The sequence below is a fragment of the Dermacoccus nishinomiyaensis genome (genome assembly GCF_900447535.1).
Lineage (GTDB): Bacteria > Actinomycetota > Actinomycetes > Actinomycetales > Dermatophilaceae > Dermacoccus > Dermacoccus nishinomiyaensis.
Genome location: NZ_UFXX01000001.1, coordinates 570462 through 591245 on the forward strand (window position 1 = coordinate 570462; position 20784 = coordinate 591245).

Genomic DNA, 20784 nt, shown 5'->3' on the forward strand with positions numbered 1-20784 from the left:
TGCAGCTGCGTCACGTGCCGCTGCGTGCGGTCAGTCAGGACTGACGCACGCAGCGCCGGGTGACTCACCCAGCCCCCTCCCGTGCACGAATCCGCCCCCTTTCGTACTCAGCGGTAACAAAGCGCGTTAGCCTGGGCACGTCAGCTTCGTCTAGCTTCGGGAGGCATCGTGCCCCGCACGCTCCATGAGGTCGTCTTCGTCGACGGTGTTCGCACGCCGTTCGGCAAGGCCGGTGAGAAGGGCATGTACGCCCAGACCCGCGCCGACGACCTGGTCATCAAGTGCATTCGTGAACTCATGCGCCGTCAGCCGAACCTGCCGCCGGAGCGCGTCGACGAGGTCGCCATCGCGGCCACGACGCAGATCGGCGACCAGGGTCTGACGATCGGGCGCATGGCCGCCCTGCTGTCGGGTCTGCCCAAGTCGGTGCCCGGTTACGCCATCGACCGCATGTGCGCGGGCGCGATGACGGCCGTGACGACGTCCGCGTCCGGCATCGCGTTCGGCGCGTACGACGTCGTCATCGCCGGTGGTGTCGAGCACATGGGCCGCCACCCCATGGGTGAGGGCACCGACCCGAACCCGCGCATCGTCGCCGAGAAGCTCGTCGACCCGAGCGCCCTGGTCATGGGCAAGACGGCCGAGAACCTGCACGACCGTTACCCGGCGATCACGAAGGAGCGCTGCGACGCGTTCGCCGTCGCCAGCCAGAACAAGCTCGCGAAGGCGTACGCGGAGGGCAAGATCCAGCAGGATCTCGTGCCCGTCGCGACGCGCAACGTCGAGAAGGGCTGGGGCCTGGCCACGGCCGACGAGCCGCCGCGCCCCGGCACGACCGTCGAGGAACTGGCCAAGCTGAAGACGCCGTTCCGTGCGCACGGCAACGTGACGGCCGGTAACGCGGCCGGTCTCAACGACGGTGCGACGGCGTGCATCCTCGCCTCCGAGGAGAGCGCGAAGGAGCTCGGCCTGCCCGTCGGCATGCGCCTGGTCGACTTCGCGTTCGTCGGCGTCGACCCCGAGGTCATGGGCATCGGCCCCGTCCCGGCCACCGAGAAGGCTCTCGCCAAGGCGGGCCTGACGATCGACGACATCGACCTGTTCGAACTCAACGAGGCCTTCGCCGTGCAGGTGCTGGCCTTCCTCGACCACTTCGGCATCGACGCCGACGACGAGCGCGTCAACGCCTACGGCGGCGCCATCGCGACGGGTCACCCGCTCGCGAGCTCCGGCGTGCGTCTCATGACGCAGCTGTCGCGCCAGTTCGCCGAGCACCCCGAGGCGCGCTACGGCGTCACCGCGATGTGCATCGGCATCGGCATGGGTGGCTGTGTCATCTGGGAGAACCCCAACCACCCTGACTACGGCAAGGAGAAGACGGCCTGATGAGCGACAACCAGACACAGTCGAGCGCCGAGAACGCGCGCGCCGAGGTCGTCACGCACGCCCTCAGCCAGGACATCACGCTGCCGTCGACCGACGGCAAGGGCGCCGGGACGTTCGTGCTCGTCACCCTCGACAACGGCTTCGACCACACGAAGCCGAACAGCTTTGGCCCACAGGGCCTCGCGGAGCTGGAGAAGGCCGTCGACGCCGCCGCCGAGCGCGCCGCGAAGGGCGAGATCGTCGGTTTCGGTGTGACGGGCAAGCCGTTCATCATGGCCGTCGGCGCCGACCTCATGGCGCTGCCGTCGATCACCGACCGTGAGCAGGCCGTCGACATCGCCGAGCAGGGTCACCGCGTCTTCTCGAAGATCGCCGACCTCGACGTGCCGACGTTCGCGTTCGTCAACGGCGCATCGATGGGTGGTGGCGTCGAGATCGGTCTCTACTGCGACTACCGCACGATGAGCGCCGACGTGCCCGCCTACTCGCTGCCCGAGTGCTTCCTCGGCCTCGTGCCCGGCTGGGGCGGCACGTACCTGCTGCCGAACCTCATCGGCGTGGAGAACGCGCTGCAGCTCATCATCACGAACCCGCTGAGCAACAACAAGATGGCGACGGGTGCCCAGGCGTTCAAGCTGGGTGTCGCCGACGAGCTGCTCGCCCCCGTCACGTTCCTCGAGGACTCCCTCGCCTTCGCGGCCGCCGTCATCAGCGGCGAGAAGAAGGTCGAGCGCCCGGAGGTCAACAAGGACGAGGCCGCGTGGAAGGCCGCGTGCGACAAGGCCCGCGCCTTCACGATGCAGAAGACCGGTGGCGCCGCCCCCGCTCCGCTGCGCGCCATCGACCTCGTCGAGGCCGCCCGCACGAACACGCGGGCGCAGGGCTTCGCCGGTGAGGACCAGGCGCTCGGCGACCTCATCATGAGCGACGAACTGCGCGCCGGTCTGTACGCGTTCAACCTCGTCCAGAAGCGTGCGAAGCGACCCGCTGGTGCGCCGGACAAGGCGCTCGCGCGCAAGGTGACGAAGGTCGGCGTCGTCGGCGCCGGTCTCATGGCCAGCCAGATGGCGCTGCTGTTCATCCGCCGCCTCGACGTGCCCGTCATCATGACGGACCTCGACCAGGCACGCGTCGACAAGGGTGTCGGCTACGTCCACGACGAGATCGACAAGCTGCTCGCCAAGGGCCGCATCTCGCAGGACAAGGCGAACCGTCTCAAGGGCCTCATCACGGGTTCGACGAGCAAGGACGGCTTCGCGGACGCCGACTTCGTCATCGAGGCCGTCTTCGAAGAGATGGGTGTCAAGAAGAGCGTCTGGGCCGAGGTCGAGCAGATCGTCACGCCCGAGTGCGTCCTCGCGACGAACACCTCGTCGCTGTCGATCACCGAGATGGCAGCGGACCTGAAGCACCCCGAGCGGGTCGTCGGGTTCCACTTCTTCAACCCCGTCGCCGTCATGCCGCTGCTGGAGATCATCCGCGGCGAGAAGACGGACGACGCGACGCTCGCCACGGCGTTCGCCACCGGCAAGTCGCTGAAGAAGACGTGCATCCTCGTGAAGAACTCCCCCTCGTTCGTCGTGAACCGCCTCCTCGGCCGGTTCATGGGCGAGGCGGGCAAGATCGTCGATGAGGGCACGCCCGTCGAGGTCGTCGAGAAGGCGTTCGCCGGTGTCACCCCGATGCCGCCGTTCATGCTCATCTCGCTCGTCGGCCCCGCCATCGCGCTGCACAACTCGGAGACGCTGCACGGCGCCTTCCCGGAGCGCTTCTACGTCTCGCCGAACCTCGCGAAGGTCGTCGAGGAGAAGATCCCGAGCTTCTACGGCGCCGACGGCAAGCTCGACGACTCGATCTTCGAGAAGTTCAGCAAGCCGGCGGACGCGAAGGTGCTCACCGAGGAGCAGGTGCGCGAGCAGGCCCTGTCGGCACTGGCCGACGAGACCCGTCGCATGCTCGACGAGGAGGTCGTCGCGGCCCCGATGGACATCGACCTCGCGATGATCACCGGCGCCGGCTTCCCGTTCTGGAACGGCGGCGTGACGCCGCTGCTCGACCGCACCGGCATCGCCGAGAAGGTCACCGGTCAGCGCTTCCTGCCGAAGGGCGCCGCGAGCGTCGCCCGCTGATCGCGGTCCTGACGTCGGCGTGAGCCGCCCACGCGGGGCGTACCTCTTGACGGGGTGCGCCCCGCGCCCGCGTCTCGACACGCCGACCGCGACGATTCGGGGCGCTCGCGGCGGTGGCATACCATCGTTGAATCGCTGCGCATCGGCGAACCGCGACCGGCCACAGGGCCCGGTCGGCCGGCTCGCACCGGTGCGCGTGGGAATGACGGGGTGAACCGCAGTGTTCTTCCCGCCGACGCGTGACGTGCCCCCGGGTCGCGTCGCCGCTCGTCACACCTCGGCGTGATGGGTTCATCTGCACCAACTGATTCGGAGATTGTCACTGTGTCCAGCAACGCGCCCCTGAACCTTCGGATCATCGGCGGCAAGCAGCTGTCCGGGTCTATCGACGTGCGCACGAGCAAGAACGCCGCCGTCGCCTGCCTGTGCGCCGCGATGCTGAACAAGGGGCGCACGACGCTGCGCAACCTCGCGCGCATCGAAGAGGTCAACCGCATCACCGAGGTGCTCGACTCCATCGGCGTGCAGACGCGCTGGCTGCCGGGCACGAGCGACCTCGAGATCACGCCGCCCGCCAAGATCGACCTGTCGACGATCGACGAGGGCGCGGCGCGCCGCACCCGCACGATCCTCATGTTCCTCGGCCCGCTCATGCACGAGTTCGACTCGTTCGAGCTGCCCAACGCCGGCGGGTGCGACCTCGGTGCGCGCACCGTCGAGCCGCACCTGCACGCGCTGCGCGCGTTCGGCATGGAGGTCGTCGCGAAGGACGGGTACTACAACGTCGAGGTCAACAACTCGATCCGCCCGACGAAGCCGATCGTCCTCATCGAGCGCGGCGACACCGTCACCGAGAACGCCCTGTTCGCCGCAGCCCGCTACGAGGGCACGACGATCATCCGCAACGCCTCGAGCAACTACATGGTCCAGGATCTGTGCTTCTTCCTCGAGAAGCTCGGCGTGACGATCGAGGGCATCGGCACGACGACGCTCAAGATCACCGGCGTCGCCGAGATCAACGAGGACGTCGAGTACTTCCCGAGCGAGGACCCGATCGAGGCGATGAGCCTCATCGCAGCCGCCATCGTCACGAAGTCCGAGATCACGATCAAGCGCGTGCCGATCGAGTTCATGGAGATCGAACTGGCCATCCTCGAGGAGATGGGCTTCCAGTACGAGATGAGCGACGAGTACACCTCGGACAACGGCTTCACGCGCCTCGTCGACATCACGACGAAGCCGGGCCCGCTCAAGGCGCCGACGGACAAGATCCACCCGCTGCCCTTCCCCGGCCTCAACATCGACAACCTGCCGTTCTTCGCCGTCATCGCTGCGTGCGCCGAGGGCAAGACGCTCATCCACGACTGGGTGTACGAGAACCGCGCGATCTACCTCAACGAGCTGACGAAGATCGGTGCGACGGTGCACCTCATGGACCCGCACCGGGTCATGATCGAAGGCCCCGCCAAGTGGCGCGCAGCCGAGGTCATGTGCCCGCCCGCGCTGCGCCCCGGCGTCGTCATCTTGCTCGGCATGCTCGCCTGCCCCGGCACCTCGACGCTGCGCAACATCTACGTCATCAACCGTGGCTACGAGGAGCTCGACGAGCGTCTCAACGCACTCGGCGCCGACATCACGAGCTTCCAGGACTGATGCTCGACGGCTGCCTGCGCGGTATGCCATGACGAAGCCCGCCCGGTCGCGTACCGGGCGGGCTTCGTCGTGTCTGGGGCCGGCGTTCCTCAGACCTCCAGCGTCCGCGCGATCGGCACGCCCGGTCGGTAGCAGAGGTGACGGTGGCTGGGCGCGTCGAGAACGGCGAGGTCAGCGCGCGCACCGGGGCGGATAACGCCCACGTCGTTGCGCCGCAGCGCCTGCGCGCCGCCGGCCGTCGCAGCCCACACGGCTTCGGCGGCGCTCATGCCCATCTCGCGCACGGCGAGGGCGATCATGAACGGCATCGAGTCGGAGTAGCACGTGCCCGGGTTGCAGTCGGTCGCGATGGCGACGCTGACGCCCGCGTCGATGAGGCGCCGCGCATCCGGGTAGGGCGAACGGGTCGAGAACTCGACGCCCGGCAGGAGCGTCGCGACGGTCGACGAATCGGCCAGTGCCGCAACGTCACTCGCCGACAGATAGGTGCAGTGGTCGACGCTCGCCGCACCGAGCTCGACGGCGAGTTGGACGCCCGGTCCCTCCCCGAGCTGGCCGCCGTGCACACGCAGTTCGAGCCCCGCGTCTCGGCAGGCGCTCAGGATCGTCGCGCTCTCGTCGCCGTCGAAGGCGTGCGCACTGCCCGGCTCGCAGAACACGTCGGCCCAGCGAGCGTAAGGGCGGCACGCCTCGAGCATCTCGCCGCAGACGAGGTCGACGTAGGCGGCACGATCGCTGCCGCTCGGCACGACGTGGGCACCGAGATAGGTCGTCTCCGGGGTGAGCCGGCGGGCGATGCGCAGCGCTCGTGCCTCGTCCTCGACCGTCAGCCCGTAGCCCGACTTCACCTCGACGCACGTCGTGCCCTGCGCGCGCATCTCGGCGATGCGCCGCGCGACCAGCGCGGTGAGGCGGTCGTCGTCAGCGTCGCGGGTGGCGGCCACCGTGGTGGCGATCCCGCCCCCGTCGTAGCGCTCGCCCGCCATGCGGGCGGCGAACTCGGCCGAGCGGTCGCCGTCGAAGACGAGGTGTGCGTGGCTGTCGACGAAGCCGGGCATCAGTGCGGCGCCGTCGACGTCGACGCGGCGGTCGGCGTCCGGCGCTCGGCGCGCCTCGCCGACCCAGGCGATGCGGTCGTCTTCGACGACGATCGCCGCGTCGGTGAGGAGGCCGAGCAGGCGCTCGTCCTCGCTCGCGCCAGCGCGGGCGTGCTGCGGGTCGTTCGTCACGAGTTCGGCGATGCCGGTGACGAGCGTCGTCGTCATGTCTGCCTCCAGAAGGAGTCGATGGCGTCGTGCAGGAGCCGCCCGATGCCGCCGGGCGCGAGCGTCTCTTCGAGGCGGTGGCGCCCGCCGCGCACGACGACGCGTCCGTCGACGATGACGTCCGTGACGTCCTGCGCAATCGCGGCGAGCAGGATCTGGTCAGGCGAACAGCCTGCGGTGCGCAGGGATTCGGCGTTGACGACGACGAGGTCGGCGCGCGCTCCGACGACGATCTCGCCGGCGTCGGGCCAGCCGATGCCCGCGTGCCGCGTCGCCGCGGCGAGCAGGTCGCGCGGGCTCAGGCGACCGCGCTCGTTACTCGTCAGCCGCTCGTGCATCTCGAGGCCGCGGGCTTCTTCGAACATGTCGATGACGGCGTGCTGGTCGCTGCCGAGGCTGAGCCGCGCGCCCGCGTCGTGCAGTGCAACGGCCGGCCCGATGCCGTCGGCAAGGTCGCGTTCGGTCGTCGGGCAGAAGCAGGCCGTCGCGCCCGCGCGGGCGAGCGTCGAGACGTCGTCGTCGCTCAGATGCGTCGCATGAACGGCGGAGAAGCGCTCGCTCAGTGCGCCGGCCTCGTGGAGCAGACCCACGGGCGTGCGCTGGTAGTGGGCCACTGCGGCGGCGTTCTCCGCAGGCTGTTCGGAGACATGGGCGTGGAGGATCTCCCCCGGCGTCGCGGCGACGACGTCCGCCAGTTCGTCCCGAGCGACAGCGCGCACCGAGTGAATGGCCGCGCCGACCACGGTGTTCTCGTCACTGAGTGCGTCCTCGCGCAACTGCGCGTGACGCCGCGCCCAGGCGTCGACGGAGCCGTCGCTGAAGCGCCGCTGCTCAGCGCTCATCGCGGCGTGGCCATCGGTGTCGAGGCCTCCGTGGAGGTAACACGTGTCGAGCAGCGTGAGCCGGATGCCGGCCTCGCGGGCCGCTTGACGCAGCGCAGAACCCATGGCGTTCGGGTCGTCGTAGGGCGTGCCGTCGGGGCGGTGGTGGACGTAGTGGAACTCCCCCACCGCCGTGACGCCGGCCAGCGCCATCTCGGCGTACACGGCGCGCGCCAGTGCGAGGTATGTCGACGGATCGAGCTGCGCCGCAACGCGATACATGCGTTCACGCCACGTCCAGAACGTGCCGCCATCGTCATGCGTGCGCCCGCGCAATGCGCGGTGGAACGCATGGCTGTGGCAGTTCGCGAAACCGGGCAGTGCGACCCCGTCGAGCCTGATCACGTCGTCCGAGGATGCGTCGTCAGAGGAAACGCCACTCGGCGCCCCACCCGTCGATCCACCCGACAGCCCATCTCTCGGTGACGCATTCGCCGTCACCTCGACCCATCGCCCGTCCTCCTCGACGAGTCGGACGTCGCGCGCGAGGCCGTCGCGAAGGTGCGCGAACGGCACGTGGTAGATGGTCATGACGCGAGATCCTCGAGCACGCGGACGAGTGCGTCGACGCCGCGCAGGCAGTCATCGGTCTGCGCGAACTCCTCGGGCGAGTGCGACGTGCCCGTCGGGTTGCGCACGAACAACATGACGCTGGGGATGCCGTGGTTGGCGAGGATGCCGGCGTCGTGGCCGGCACCGGTGCCGAGCATCGGCACACCCTCACCGAGCGTGCGGTGCACGCGCGCGACGAGGTCGGCGTCGAACGGGGTCGTCGGCGTCCATGACTCCTCCCGCCATTCGCCACCGAGTTCCGCTGCGCGACCTGCGATCTCGTCGATCGCTGCGCGCACGTCGTCCTCGCGGACGCCGCGGGCGTCGACCCACGCCGTCACGTGGGAGGCGATGGCGTTGATGCCGCCGGGCGTGACGTCGAGCTTTCCGACGGTCGCGACGACGCGGCGCGCGGCACCGTCGTCACGCGAGGTGGCCGCCGCCCGCACCTGCTCGATGAACCGGGCGGCCTTGACCAGCGCGTCGTCGCGGTCGCCGAGCGCCGTCGTCCCGGCGTGGTCGGCGTGCCCGGGCAGGTCGGCGCGAAACCGTCCGTGCGGCCAGATGTCGGTGCCGACCGCGACGGCGGCGCCGAACGGATCGCCCGCTGCGTCACGGGGCAGGTCGACGAGGGCCCGCCCCTGTTCGACGTGCACCTCGACGAAGCACGCGAGGCGCGCGAGGGCCGCGTCGTCCCGCCCGAGATCCGACGGCTCACGCCCAGCGCGCTCCCACGCCTGTGCCATCGTGACACCGTCGGTGTCGCGTAGGCCGAGGGCGCGCTCGGCCGTCAGCGCTCCGGTGATGAGGCGCGAGCCCGCGCAGGCGACGCCGAAGCGCGCGCCCTCCTCGTCGACGAAGTTGACGACACCGATCGGGCGCGCGGGCGCGAACCCCGACTCCTTGAGTCGGCGCACCGCGAGCAACGACGAGACGACGCCCAGGGGTCCGTCGAACGCCCCACCGTCGGGCACCGAGTCAAGGTGCGATCCGGTGGCGACGCCAGGCGTCCGATCCGGCTCGCCCCACCACGCCCACTGGTTGCCTGCGCGGTCCTCGACGACGTCGAGACCGAGCGCTTCACACTCGCCGTCGAACCATTCGCGGAGCATGGAATCCTCACGGCTCCAGGCGAATCGGCGGTATCCGCCGCTGTGCTTGTCGCGCCCCACCGGGGCGAGGTCGGCCCACAGGCCCTCGAACGTGCGCTCGGTCATCGAAACCCTCCGGGTCCTCGTCGTCATCGGACATGTCCGGCCGGAAGCGGGGCGGGGCATGCCGAGCACGCCACGCCCCCGCGTCCGACGCCGTCCGGCTCAGCCCTCGCTCATCGGGATGCGGACGCCGCGCTCGGCGGCAACGTTCTCGGCGGTGTCGTAGCCTGCGTCGACATGGCGGATGACACCCATGCCGGGGTCGTTCGTCAGCACGCGCGCGAGCTTCTGCGCGGCCAGCGGCGTGCCGTCCGCGACGGAGACCTGCCCCGCGTGCATCGAGCGTCCGATGCCGACACCGCCGCCGTGGTGCAGCGAGACCCAGCTCGCGCCGCTCGCCGTGTTGACGAGGGCGTTGAGCAGCGGCCAGTCGGCGATGGCGTCGGAGCCATCCTGCATGGCCTCCGTCTCGCGGTAGGGCGAGGCGACAGAGCCGCAGTCGAGGTGGTCGCGCCCGATGACGATGGGGGCGCTCACCTCGCCGTTCGCGACCATGTCGTTGAAGCGCAGGCCGGCCTTGTCGCGTTCGCCGTAGCCGAGCCAGCAGATGCGCGCCGGCAGGCCCTCGAAGTGCACCTTCTCGCGGGCGCCCTTGATCCAGCGGTGCAGGCGCTCGTTGTCCGGGAACAGGTCGAGCACCGCCTCGTCCGTCGCGTAGATGTCCTTCGGGTCGCCCGAGAGCGCCACCCAGCGGAACGGGCCCTTGCCCTCGCAGAACAGCGGGCGGATGTACTTCGGCACAAAGCCCTCGAACTCGAACGCGCGGTCGTAACCGCCCTGGCGCGCCTCGTCGCGGATCGAGTTGCCGTAGTCGAACACCTCGACGCCCTTGTCCTGGAAACCGACCATCGCCTCGACGTGACGCGCCATCGACTCCTGCGCTCGCTCGGTGAACTCCTCGGGCTTCTTCGCGGCGTACTCGAACCAGTCGGCGACGTCGATGCCGATCGGCAGGTAGCTCAGCGGGTCGTGCGCGCTCGTCTGGTCGGTGACGATGTCGATGGGCACGTCGCGGCGCAGCAGCTCCGGGAAGACCTCGGCGGCGTTGCCGACGACGCCGATCGACACGGCTTTCTTCGCGTTCTTCGCAGCGACGGCGCGGTCGATGGCGTCGTCCAGATCGTCGGCGATCTCGTCGAGATAGCCGTGCTCGACGCGGCGGTGCAGACGCGCCGGGTCGACGTCGACGATGAGGCACGTGCCACCGTTCAGCGTGACGGCGAGGGGCTGGGCGCCGCCCATGCCGCCGCAGCCGCCGGTGAGCGTCAGCGTGCCCGCGAGGGTGCCGCCGATCGTGCGCTCGGCGATCGCCGCGAAGCACTCGTACGTGCCCTGCAGGATGCCCTGGGTGCCGATGTAGATCCACGACCCGGCCGTCATCTGGCCGTACATCGTGAGACCCATCTGCTCGAGGCGGCGGAACTCGGGCCACGTCGCCCAGTCGCCGACGAGGTTCGAGTTTGCGATGAGCACGCGCGGCGCCCACTCGTGCGTCTGCATGACGCCGACGGGCCGGCCCGATTGCACGAGCATCGTCTCGTCGGCCTTCAACGTCTCAAGTGTGCGCACCATCGCGTCGAAGCTGCGCCAGTCACGTGCGGCGCGGCCGGTGCCGCCGTAGACGACGAGGTCGTCGGGGCGCTCGGCGACCTCCGGGTCGAGGTTGTTCATGAGCATGCGCAAGGGGGCCTCGGTGGCCCAGCTGCGAGCGTTCAACTGGGTGCCGCGGGGTGCGCGGACGGGACGGGCGCCTTCCATGGGGTGCTCCTCGGTCAGGTTCGGCGGAACTGCGGGTGGGTCGATGCGGAGGGTGGAGGGACGATCGCCCGCTGGTGTGCGTGAGCAACCGTCCAGGACGCGTCAGTCGAGCGAGCCCGCGGCTCGGGCAGCGGCGTCACGGACGGCGCCGCTCTTGACGAGCGCGACGGCGCGTTCGATCTCCGGCGAGAGGTAGCGATCCCGCCCCGGCATGCCGGCGGGCTGGCCGGCCTCGTCCGTCAGCGCGTCGATGACGGCGGCCGCGACCGGCCCGGGCGTCAGCGGTGCGCGCAGCTGGATGCCGCGCGTCGCCGTCAGCGTCTCGATGGCGAGGACGCGGGCGAGACCGTCGACGGCCCGACGCAGCTTTCGGGCGCCGGCCCAGCCCATCGAGACGTGATCCTCCTGCATCGCGCTGCTCGGGATCGAGTCGACGCTCGCGGGGCTCGCGAGCCGCTTGAGTTCGCTGACGATGCCGGCGGCCGTGTACTGCGCGATCATGAGGCCCGAGTCGGTGCCCGGGTCGTCGGCGAGGAACGGCGGCAGGCCGTGGTTGCGGGCGACGTCGAGGAAGCGGTCGGTGCGGCGCTCGCTCATCGACGCGACGTCGGCGATGACGATGGCGAGGAAGTCGAGGACGTACGCGACGGGCGCTCCGTGGAAGTTGCCGTTCGACTCGACGCGGCCGTCGAGCGTCACGACGGGGTTGTCGACGGCGGCCGCGAGCTCGCGGTTCGCCACGGTCGTCGCGTGCTCGAGGGTGTCGCGGGCCGCGCCGATGACCTGCGGCGAGCAGCGCAGCGAATAGGCGTCCTGCACGCGGGTGCAGGCGCCCGGTTCACGGTGGGATTCGCGGATGCCGCTGCCCGCGAGCACCTTGCGCAGGTTCGCCGCCGAGAGCGCCTGGCCGGGGTGTGGGCGCAGCTGCTGCAGGTCGTCGGCGAAGACGGCGTCCGAGCCGAGCAGGCCCTCGACGCTGAGGCCGGCGGCGACGTCGGCGCTCGTCAAGAGCATGCGTAGATCGGCGATGGCGAGGCACAGCATGCCGAGAATGCCGTCGGTGCCGTTGATGAGCGCCAGGCCCTCCTTCTCCTGCAGCTGGACGGGCTCGATGCCGGCGGCGCGCAGCGCGTTCTCGGCGTTCGTCAGGTGGCCGGCGGCGTCGACGACCTCGCCCTCGCCCATGAGCGCGAGCGCGCAGTGCGCGAGCGGCGCGAGGTCGCCGGAGCAACCGAGCGAGCCGTACTCGCGCACGACCGGGGTGATGCCGGCGTTGAGCATCGCGACATACGCGTCGAGCGTCTCGGGACGGATGCCGGTGCGCCCGGTCGCGAGCGTCGAGATGCGCAGGAGCATGAGCGCGCGCACGACCTCGCACTCGACCGGTTCACCGCTGCCCGCGGCGTGCGAGGCGACGAGGCTGCGCTGCAGCTGCTGACGCTTCTCGAGCGGGATGTGCTGCGTCGCGAGCGCACCGAAACCGGTCGAGATGCCGTAGTGCGGCACCGGGTCGTTGGCGAGGGCGTCGATGATCGCGCGGCTCTTCGCGACCTCCGCGCGACTCGCCTCGCTGAGCACGATGCGCGCGTCATGGCGGGCGACGGCGACGACGTCGTCGATGCTGAGGGCGCCGATGCCGACCTCGACCTCGCAGGCAGCGCTCATGTCAGGGGGCGTGACGCCGGCGCCGGGCGTCGCGGCGGGGTCGTGGTGGTGCTGAGGCATCGAGGCGTTCGTCATGACACCACCTTCGCCCGTGACCACACTCGTGCGTGACCCAGGACGCGCTTTTTGTCTCGGATACGAGACACTGGGCGCATGTCGTCGTACGTCCCCGCCGCCGAGCACGTCCTCGCGCTCTTGCAGCGCATCGCCGCGCGCCCCTCGCCCGCACCGGCGGCGGCTCTCGCCCGTGAGCTCGACCTGCCCCGCTCGTCCGTCTACAAGTTGCTCGGCGTGCTGCGCGCCGCAGGGTTCGTCACGCACGACGAGGGGACACGACGCTGGGGGTTGGGGCCAGCCGCGCACGAGCTTGGCTCGGCCTACCGGCGTCAGGCGCCGCTGCAGCGCGCGGCGCAGAGCATCGTCACCGACCTCGCGGAGCGGACGGGGGCCTGCGCGCACCTCGCCGTCCTGCACGGGCGCGACGTCGTGTACGTGCTCGAGGAGCGACCGCTCGGGGTGCCGCCACTCGTCACCGACGTCGGCGTGCGGCTGCCCGCGACCGTGACGGCGAGTGGCCTTGCGATTCTCGCGGCCCTGCCCGCTGCGCAGGTGCGTGCGCTGTTTCCGCGCAGCGACGACCTCGTCCGACGCCGTGAGAACGGCAATGCGCCGGGGACGCTCAAGGAGCTGCGCTCACAACTCACGCAGGTGCGCCAACGCGGCCATGCCTGGGAGAACGGCTCGGTGACGGAGGGCTTTGCGTCCGTGGGGTGCGCGGTGCTCGACCACAACGAGCTACCGGCCGCGAGCCTCGCGGTGACGTGGGACGAGGGGCGTCTCGCGCGCCACGGTGAGGATCCGGCCGAGCGACACGATCGGTTCGTCGCGGCGTGTCGAGCGAGCGCGCAGGCCCTCACTCGCCGATTGAACGGGTGAATGATTGCGGGGCTGAACGGCGCGAGGCCCCCGTGGAGGTGAACTCCACGGGGGCCTCGGGCGAACGGCGCGCTGCTCAGGAGCGCCCGTCGTCCTTGGCGTGCTTGCCGCCGCCCCACGGGCCCGTCGTGCGACTGATGCGGTAGTCGATGCGGTTGTCGACGCGGTGGTCGACCTGGCGGCCGAAGTGCTCGTCGAAGTTCGACTGCAACTCCTGACGCACGTACTCGACGCGACCGAGGAACTCCTTCTCCTCACGACGGCGGTAGTCGTAGCGCACCGCCTTGAACGTCGCGACGCACATGAGCACGAGCACGACGCTGAACGGCAATGCCGTCGCGAGAGACGCCGCCTGCAGCGCCTTGAGCCCGCCGGCGAGGAGCAGGCCGATGGCGATGGCACCTTCCATGAGGGCCCACAGCACACGCGACCACGTCGGCGGGTTGGGGTGACCACCGGAGGCGAGCATGTCGACGACGAGTGAACCCGAGTCGGAGGAGGTGATGAAGAAGACGGCGACGAGCAGGATCGCGATGACGGACAGCACCTGCCCGAGCGGCATGTCCTGCAGCACCGTGAACAGCACCTTCTCCGCGACGACACCGTCGGTCTTGTCGACGAGACCGCCGTCACCGAAGAGCTGACGGTGGATGCCGGCGCCGCCCATGACGGCGAACCAGACGAACCCGACGAGCGTGGGCACGAGAAGCGTGCCGGCGATGAACTCGCGGATCGTGCGCCCGCGGGAGATGCGGGCGATGAAGACGCCGACGAACGGCGCCCAGCTGATCCACCAGCCCCAGTAGAAGATCGTCCACGCAGAGTTCCAGTCAGCGCCCTTCTCCCCCGTGTAGGCACCGACGTCGAAGGTCATGCCGAGCACGTTGGCGAGGTAGACGCCGAGCGCCTCGGTGAGGTTCTGGAACAGGAACAGCGTCGGGCCGAGCAGCAGCACCGAGATGAGCAGCAGACCGGCGAGGCTGAGGTTGATGTTCGACAGCCACTTGATCCCCTTGCCGAGGCCGGAGACACACGACAGCGTCGACAGGAACGTGATGCACACGATGAGGATGACGAGGATCGTGTTGTCCGTGCTGTCGAGGATGCCGATGGACTTCAGACCGGAGGCGATCTGTTGCACGCCGAGACCCAGCGACGTCGCGACACCGAACACGGTGCCGAAGATGGCCAGGATGTCGACGAGGTCGCCCATCCAACCCTTGACGCGCTCGCCCAGGATCGGCTCGAGAGCCCACCGGATCGAGATGGGGCGGCCGCGACGGTGGATCGCGTACGCGAGGGCCAGCCCGATGACGGCGTAGATCGCCCACGGGTGCAGACCCCAGTGGACGAAGGTCTGCGCCATCGCGAGCTGTGAACGCTCGGCCTCGCCTTCGGGCCAGCCGGGCTTCGGCATCGTCGTCGCGTAGGTGAGTGGCTCACCGACGCCGTAGAAGACCAGGCCGATGCCCATGCCCGCGGCGAACAGCATCGCGAACCAGGAGAAGACCCCGAACTCGGGCTTCTCGTCGTCGTTGCCGAGCTTGATCGAGCCGTAGCGGCTGAGACCCATGAAGGCGGCGAAGGCGATGAACCCGCCGATGACGAGCATGTAGTACCAGCCGAAGTTCGTGACGATCCACGACTGCATGTTCGGCAGCACCTCACCGGTGCCGTCGGGGAAGGCGACGCCGAGCACGGCCACCGCCAGGATGACGATGAGTGCCGGCCAGAAGACGCGTGGCGCGACTCCGCCCTTGCCGAGGCGCACGCCCTGGCGTCGCAACTTCTCTGCGATGACCTCGTCGTCGTCGTCCTCGGCGATCTGCGCGGCGTCAGACAGATCGGAGGGCAGCGGGTCCGACGACTCGCCCTCGTGGCGCGCCGCTTCCTCGGGTGTCTGCGGGGTTGCGGCCTCCGTCTCCGGCGCAGCGCTGTCGTCGGTGATCGCCGTTGCCGGGGTGGCGCCCGGCGGGCCGTCGGCCTTCGGTTCTTCGTCTTGCATGCGATGTCCTCCCTGGTGTCCATCGTGCGGTCGGAAGTCACGACTCTTCCGGATCGCAGGCCACATCTCAAGTTGTTACTGGCCGGTACCCGGTCGGATCTGCTCGCGATCGAGTTCGGTCCGCGGTGGTCTGCCGCGACCGTGCGTGCTGGACGATGCCGCCTGTCGACCGAACACTGCTGATGCCCGCGATGCCGAATGAGCGCCCCGGACGCCTGACTGTGGCACGATGCGGGAACCCGTTTCGTCTCCCGTCGCACGTGAGGACCGCTGCTCATGACCAAGGCAACCTCGCATCTCGCGTCGGGGCCCGTCGCCCTGGCCCACCGCGGTTTCTCCGGTTGCACCTCGCATGCGCTGGAGAACTCGATGGCGGCGTTCCGCGCGGCTGCCGAGCTCGGCTACCGGTGGGTCGAGACCGACGTGCACGCCACCGTCGAAGGGGTGCTCGTCGCCTTCCACGACACGACCCTCGACCGCACGAGCGACGGGGCCGGCGCGATCGCGCACCTGCCATGGGAGGTGGTCGCACGGGCGCGCATCGCCGGGCACGAGCCGATCCCGCGACTCGAGGAATTGCTGACGCAACTGCCGCAGGTGTGCGTCAACATCGACGTGAAATCGGCCGGCGCGGTCACACCGCTCATCGAGTGCATCGAACGGTGCGGCGCGCACGATCGCGTCCGCATCGCCTCCTTCTCCGACGCGCGGCGCCGAGCCGTCCTCGCCGGCCTGACGCGACCGGTCCGTTCATCGCCAGGGCAGTCGCGCACCACCGCGCTGTGGCTCGCGGCGCACCTGCCGGTGCTCGGTTCGCCCCTCGTCGCGCGCCTTGCGCACGGCATCGACGCCGTGCAGATCCCCGAACGTCAGGGCCGCCTGCGCGTGCTGACGCCGAGACTCCTGCGCGTCCTGCACGGCGCCGGGCTCGACGTCCACGTGTGGACGGTCAACGAGCGCGCCGACATGGAGCGTCTGCTCGACCTCGGCGTCGACGGCCTCATCACCGACCGCGCCGACGTGCTCAAGGACGTCCTCGTCGAACGGGGTGGATGGGGCTGAGCAGAGCGGCTCGACGGGCGATCGCCTGGTTTCGTCAGCCTGCAGCGCGGACCTCGTCTTTGATGGCGTGGCCGTGCAGAGGCCAGGTGCGGTGTGCTGGACGCACGTGGTTGGGAGTGCGCCGAAGTGGCGAGGCGCGATCGCTGAGCCGCGACCGTCGAGAATCGTTGACACGGCGGGTATCCGGCGAAAGTATCTTTACGTCAAGATACTTTCACCGGAAGGCGCCTCATGCTCACGTTGCATCATGTCCAGGTCTCGATGCCCGAGGGTCGCGAGGACGACGCCCGACGTTTCTACCGCGATGCCCTCGGCCTCGACGAGGTCGCCAAACCCGGCGTGCTCGCGCAGCGCGGCGGCGCGTGGTTCCGCGCGTTCGCTGACGACGGCGCCGTCGCGGCCGAGATCCACCTCGGGATCGACGAACCGTTCGTCCCCGCCAAGAAGGCCCACCCCGCCCTCGTCGTCGAATCGACAGCTGCCCTGGAGGCCCTTGGCGTGCGCATCGAGGGCGCCGGTTTCGACGTGAACTGGGCCGAGCGCCACACCCTCGACGGCTACGAACGCTTCCACTGCCGCGACGCGTTCGGCAACCGCGTCGAGGTGCTGACGCCCGAGCTCTGACGGCTCGCGAGCGCGATGCGTCAGTCGTGCGACGGCTCGGGCGCATGCCCGAGGGAACGGTTGATCTCGGCGATCAACCGGCGTCCGTGCACACCCCACGCGTGCCGCTCGTCGGCACTCGCGCGCGTCAGGGCGCGCTGCCACGTGAAGACGCGCCCGACCCGGGCGATGAGCAGGGCGTCGTCGACGGCGGCGCTCAGCGCAGTGCTCGAGACGACGTCGCTCCACACGCTGAGGTAGGCGCGCAGGATGCGCTCACGGGCTGCGCGGGCGGCGTCGTCGTCGAGGCCCTCGCCGATGCGCTCGAGCGGGACGAGCAGCGAGCACAGCGGGTTGCCGACGCTCGCGTCGCCCCAGTCGAAGATGCGCGCGTCGTGAGCGCCCGCCGAGGTGCCGTCGGCAAAGACGTTGCCGGCGTGCAGGTCGTCGTGCTGAATGGTCAGCGGCAACCCGACGGCGTCGAGCCGCTGCGCGGCGCGGCGCACCTCACGTGTCGTGTCGGGTTTGAGCCCAAGGCGTTGCCACCGGCGAGCAGATTCGCGCGGCGACATGTCGGGCACGCCCGCGTCGCGCAGTTGATCGACGACCCGCGTCGACGAGCGTTGCAGTCGCGCGTAGCGTCGCACCACGGACGACATGAGGCTGACGGCGTCGTCGTCACGCTGGACGTCACGCAGCACCGGGCCCTGATCGGGCATGAGCAGCCAGCCGCGCTCGGGGTCGTCGGCCCACACGACCGGAACCGCGTCGGGCGTGACGGAACGCAACGCGCGCAGGACGGCGGCCTCGGGGCTCATCTCCGGGCTCGTCGCCTTGAACCACACGCGCCCTTGATCGGTCGTCTCGGCGACGAGCACCGTCGACCAGGGACGCACCCGCGGCTGCAACGGCGTCGTTGGCACACGTTCGAGACCGCGCCGCGCGAGGGCCGTGTCCATCCAGCGCACAGCCTCCCAGCGCCACGTCTCACTGCTCCAGATCGCGCTCGCGGGCGCGACCTGATCAGAGCCGGGGAGAACAGGAAGATCGGGTGACTTCACCACGTCGTTCGACCGCTCAGTCGATGTCGGCGTGAGCGGCGACCGGCATGGCGTCCCCGAGATCACCCGTCGCACCGGCATCACGTCCCGCGGCCTGCGTGCCTGCGTCACCGTCGCGGGTGCCTGCACCGCCGCCAGGCGCGTGTGCACCACCGCCGTACGCATCGGCGCGCGTGAGTGCTGCGTCGTCGCACCCGAGAGCGTCGACGATGTCGGCGGCCGTCAGCCCCACGGTCGCGAGCACCTCGCCGCGCGAGGCGTGGACGAGGAACTCCTTGGGAATGCCGAACGTGTCGAGCGGCGTGCGCACACCGGCTTCACGCAGGCGTCGCGCGACGGCGCTGCCGACGCCCGCCTCGACGAGGTTGTCCTCGATGACGACGACCCGGCCCGCGGCGCGGGCGAGGTCGACGAGTTCGTCGGCCACCGGGTAGGTCCAGCGCGGGTCGATGACCTGGACGCGACGGCCCCGATCGGTGAGCAGATCGGCGACGCCGAGTGCCGTCGAGACCATCGACCCGACACCGACGACCAGCACGTCCACGCCGTCGCCGCCGTCGGGTTCACGCATGACGTCGAGGCGACCGAGACGTCTCTCGGCGACGAGCGGGTCGGCGACGTCGCCCTTGGGGAAGCGGATGACGCTCGGCGCGTCGTCGATGTCGACGGCCTCGCGCAGCAGTTCGCGCACCTGTGCGCCGTCGCGCGGGGCGGCGAGGTGCAGGCCGGGCACGATCGAGCAGATCGACATGTCCCACATGCCGTTGTGCGAGGCGCCGTCGGAGCCGGTGACGCCGGCACGGTCGAGCACGAACGTCACGCCCTGACGGTGCAGTGCGGTGTCCATGAGCAGCTGGTCGAACGCGCGGTTGAGGAACGTCGCATAGACGGCGACGACGGGGTGCAGGCCGCCGTACGACAACCCGGACGCCATCGTGACGGCGTGCTGCTCGGCGATGCCGACGTCGAACACGCGCTCGGGGTACTTCTTCGCGAACCCGTCGAGCCCGACGGGGATGAGCATGGCAGCCGTGATGGCGACGATGTCGTCGCGCTCGGCGCCGAGGGCGACCATCTCGTCGCTGAACTCGTCGGTCCAGATGCGGCCACTCACCTCGAACGGCAGGCCCGTCTCGGGGTTGAACTTGCCGATGCCGTGCCACTGGTCGGCCTCGTCGGAGAACGCGGGCTCGTAGCCGCGGCCCTTCTGCGTGATGACGTGCACGAGGGTCGGCCGGCCGTAGTCGCGAGCGCGGCGCAGCGCGGCCTCGACCGCCGCCTCGTCATGTCCGTCGATCGGGCCGAGGTACTTGATGCCGAGGCTCTCGAAGACGCCCGTGTCGGGGTAGACGATGTCCTTGAGACCACGCTTCACGCCGTGCAGCGCCTCGTACATCTTCGTCCCGACCTTCGGCGTCGCCTGCAGGCGGTTCTTGCCCCAGTCGAGCACCTGGTCGTAGGTGTGCATCGTGCGCATCGTCGCGAGGTGATGCGCCATCCCGCCGATCGTCGGGGCATAGGAACGCTCGTTGTCGTTGAGCACGATGACGAGCGGCAGGTCGGCGTCGGCGGAGATGTTGTTGAGCGCCTCCCACGCCATGCCGCCGGTCAGGGCGCCGTCACCGATGACGGCGACGGTGTGACGGTCGCTCTCACCCTTGAGGCGGCGCGCCTTGGCAATGCCCTCGGCCCAGCTCAGCGACGTCGAGGCGTGCGAGTTCTCGACGACGTCGTGCTCCGACTCCTCGCGGCTCGGGTAACCCGACAGTCCGCCGGATTTCTTGAGCTTGCTGAAGTCGTGACGCCCCGTCAGCAACTTGTGGACGTAACTCTGGTGGCCGGTGTCGAAGACGAACGTGTCCTTCGGCGAGTCGAAGACGCGGTGCATCGCGATGCTCAACTCGACGACACCCAGGTTGGGGCCCAGGTGCCCACCCGTCTTGGAGACGGATTCGACGAGGAACTGACGGATCTCGGCGGCGAGCGCGTCGAGCTCCTCGGCGGGGATTCGCTTGAGATCGTCCGGACCCGAGATGGTTTCCAGCAGCGTCACGTCTCACTCAGCCTTTCGAAAGTGCAGTCTCCTGAGTCTAGGTCGTCGACCGCGCAGCCGCCATGCGGGCGGGGGCACCCTCCCGTCGCGCCCCGTCGGAGCCGGTAGCGCCGTCGGAGATCAAAGGCCGGGACTCTGCCCGCCCACGCACCCGCCCCGAACGCCGGCGCATCACAGCCGAGGGACGAACGTCTTGCCGCGCATCGCCTCGTGCACGAGACGGACGGCGCGCGCCGTGGCACGCAACCGCAGCCCCTCCGCGGACAGGTGCTCCATCACCTGCGGCACCGCGCGCGGTGGCAGCTCGTCGGCGAGGTCGACGCGGATGCGGCGATATGACTCGCGCATCGCGCCGAGTTGAGCGTCGACATGCCACGTCGCCACCCAAGCGAGCGCCACCGGGTGACGGCGCCATGCGTCGTAGGCCCGAAAATCCGAGGGGCACTGATCGAGCAGCCACTGCGTCGCCGCCTCCTGCCACCCCGGTGCACCCGGCGGCGGCACACCTCTCGGCCAGCCCGGAGGGCCGGTGTTCACCTCGTCCGACATGACCCCAGCGTA

General features: G+C 69.9%; 14 protein-coding genes and 1 pseudogene. 6 read left to right on the forward strand and 9 right to left on the reverse strand.

Translation table 11 applies throughout. The annotated features are described in order from the left end of the window. Nucleotides 1-168: 168 nt before the first annotated feature. The 3 genes and pseudogenes from DYE07_RS02835 to DYE07_RS02845 form a co-directional block, all read left to right on the forward strand. On the forward strand, nt 169-1386 hold the full coding sequence (locus DYE07_RS02835) for a thiolase family protein (protein ID WP_115296293.1): 1218 nt from the start codon (nt 169-171) through the stop codon (nt 1384-1386). Next, nucleotides 1386-3515, forward strand: a complete 2130-nt coding sequence (locus DYE07_RS02840; RefSeq protein WP_074039205.1) for a 3-hydroxyacyl-CoA dehydrogenase NAD-binding domain-containing protein — start codon at nt 1386-1388, stop codon at nt 3513-3515. Before DYE07_RS02835 ends, DYE07_RS02840 begins: the two co-directional genes overlap by 1 nt. 306 nt (nt 3516-3821) lie before the next feature. After that, nucleotides 3822-5168: pseudogene (locus DYE07_RS02845) on the forward strand (UDP-N-acetylglucosamine 1-carboxyvinyltransferase); the annotation flags it as partial. Nucleotides 5169-5257: 89 nt separating this feature from the next. Here DYE07_RS02845 and hutI read toward each other — a convergent pair. The 5 genes from hutI to hutH all read right to left on the reverse strand — a co-directional run bounded on the left by hutI (nt 5258) and on the right by hutH (nt 12503). Beyond that, entirely contained in the window at nt 5258-6433 is a 1176-nt protein-coding gene (gene hutI / locus DYE07_RS02850) for an imidazolonepropionase (RefSeq protein WP_115296295.1), read from the reverse strand. Beyond that, nucleotides 6430-7845, reverse strand: a complete 1416-nt coding sequence (locus tag DYE07_RS02855; RefSeq protein ID WP_115296296.1) for a formimidoylglutamate deiminase — start codon at nt 7843-7845, stop codon at nt 6430-6432. Before DYE07_RS02855 ends, hutI begins: the two co-directional genes overlap by 4 nt. Further along, entirely contained in the window at nt 7842-9083 is a 1242-nt protein-coding gene (locus DYE07_RS02860; protein WP_115296297.1) for an allantoate amidohydrolase, read from the reverse strand. The genes DYE07_RS02855 and DYE07_RS02860 overlap by 4 nt, the downstream gene beginning before the upstream one ends. A 99-nt stretch (nt 9084-9182) precedes the next feature. After that, nucleotides 9183-10838 (reverse strand): urocanate hydratase, encoded by a 1656-nt coding sequence (gene hutU / locus DYE07_RS02865; protein WP_115296298.1) that lies wholly within the window; start codon nt 10836-10838, stop codon nt 9183-9185. Between the two features lie 102 nt (nt 10839-10940). Beyond that, nucleotides 10941-12503 (reverse strand): histidine ammonia-lyase, encoded by a 1563-nt coding sequence (hutH, locus tag DYE07_RS02870; RefSeq protein WP_115297063.1) that lies wholly within the window; start codon nt 12501-12503, stop codon nt 10941-10943. A gap of 153 nt (nt 12504-12656) precedes the next feature. Here hutH and DYE07_RS02875 point away from each other — a divergent pair, with 153 nt between their 5' ends. Further along, the gene (locus DYE07_RS02875; protein WP_006945301.1) at nt 12657-13439 is read left to right on the forward strand and encodes an IclR family transcriptional regulator; all 783 of its coding nucleotides are present in this window, start codon (nt 12657-12659) and stop codon (nt 13437-13439) included. A gap of 76 nt (nt 13440-13515) precedes the next feature. On the opposite strand, the gene DYE07_RS02880 is transcribed toward DYE07_RS02875, so the two are convergent. Further along, the gene (locus tag DYE07_RS02880) at nt 13516-15444 is read right to left on the reverse strand and encodes a BCCT family transporter (RefSeq protein WP_115296299.1); all 1929 of its coding nucleotides are present in this window, start codon (nt 15442-15444) and stop codon (nt 13516-13518) included. A gap of 276 nt (nt 15445-15720) precedes the next feature. On the opposite strand from DYE07_RS02880, the gene DYE07_RS02885 reads away from it, so the two are divergent. After that, the gene (locus tag DYE07_RS02885; RefSeq protein WP_115296300.1) at nt 15721-16506 is read left to right on the forward strand and encodes a glycerophosphodiester phosphodiesterase family protein; all 786 of its coding nucleotides are present in this window, start codon (nt 15721-15723) and stop codon (nt 16504-16506) included. Between the two features lie 231 nt (nt 16507-16737). Next, complete coding sequence (locus tag DYE07_RS02890; RefSeq protein ID WP_115296301.1) at nt 16738-17130, forward strand: VOC family protein; 393 nt, start codon at nt 16738-16740, stop codon at nt 17128-17130. Between the two features lie 20 nt (nt 17131-17150). On the opposite strand, the gene DYE07_RS02895 is transcribed toward DYE07_RS02890, so the two are convergent. The 3 genes from DYE07_RS02895 to DYE07_RS02905 all read right to left on the reverse strand — a co-directional run bounded on the left by DYE07_RS02895 (nt 17151) and on the right by DYE07_RS02905 (nt 20772). Further along, on the reverse strand, nt 17151-18170 hold the full coding sequence (locus DYE07_RS02895; protein WP_237723719.1) for a phosphotransferase family protein: 1020 nt from the start codon (nt 18168-18170) through the stop codon (nt 17151-17153). A gap of 16 nt (nt 18171-18186) precedes the next feature. Beyond that, nucleotides 18187-20223, reverse strand: a complete 2037-nt coding sequence (gene dxs / locus DYE07_RS02900) for a 1-deoxy-D-xylulose-5-phosphate synthase (RefSeq protein ID WP_115296303.1) — start codon at nt 20221-20223, stop codon at nt 18187-18189. A 171-nt stretch (nt 20224-20394) separates the two neighbouring features. Beyond that, nucleotides 20395-20772: a hypothetical protein gene (locus DYE07_RS02905; RefSeq protein WP_074039193.1), complete on the reverse strand. Its 378-nt coding sequence runs from the start codon at nt 20770-20772 to the stop codon at nt 20395-20397. Nucleotides 20773-20784: the final 12 nt, after the last annotated feature.

Excerpts from the sequence above, each read along its gene's own strand:
- DYE07_RS02880 (WP_115296299.1), bottom strand. The coding sequence starts at position 15,444 with ATGCAAGACGAAGAACCGAAGGCCGACGGCCCGCCGGGCGCCACCCCG.
- DYE07_RS02890 (WP_115296301.1), top strand. The coding sequence starts at position 16,738 with ATGCTCACGTTGCATCATGTCCAGGTCTCGATGCCCGAGGGTCGCGAG.
- DYE07_RS02855 (WP_115296296.1), bottom strand. The coding sequence starts at position 7,845 with ATGACCATCTACCACGTGCCGTTCGCGCACCTTCGCGACGGCCTCGCG.
- DYE07_RS02860 (WP_115296297.1), bottom strand. The coding sequence starts at position 9,083 with ATGACCGAGCGCACGTTCGAGGGCCTGTGGGCCGACCTCGCCCCGGTG.
- DYE07_RS02875 (WP_006945301.1), top strand. The coding sequence starts at position 12,657 with ATGTCGTCGTACGTCCCCGCCGCCGAGCACGTCCTCGCGCTCTTGCAG.
- DYE07_RS02885 (WP_115296300.1), top strand. The coding sequence starts at position 15,721 with ATGACCAAGGCAACCTCGCATCTCGCGTCGGGGCCCGTCGCCCTGGCC.
- DYE07_RS02840 (WP_074039205.1), top strand. The coding sequence starts at position 1,386 with ATGAGCGACAACCAGACACAGTCGAGCGCCGAGAACGCGCGCGCCGAG.
- hutI (WP_115296295.1), bottom strand. The coding sequence starts at position 6,433 with ATGACGACGACGCTCGTCACCGGCATCGCCGAACTCGTGACGAACGAC.
- hutU (WP_115296298.1), bottom strand. The coding sequence starts at position 10,838 with ATGGAAGGCGCCCGTCCCGTCCGCGCACCCCGCGGCACCCAGTTGAAC.
- DYE07_RS02905 (WP_074039193.1), bottom strand. The coding sequence starts at position 20,772 with ATGTCGGACGAGGTGAACACCGGCCCTCCGGGCTGGCCGAGAGGTGTG.
- hutH (WP_115297063.1), bottom strand. The coding sequence starts at position 12,503 with ATGAGCGCTGCCTGCGAGGTCGAGGTCGGCATCGGCGCCCTCAGCATC.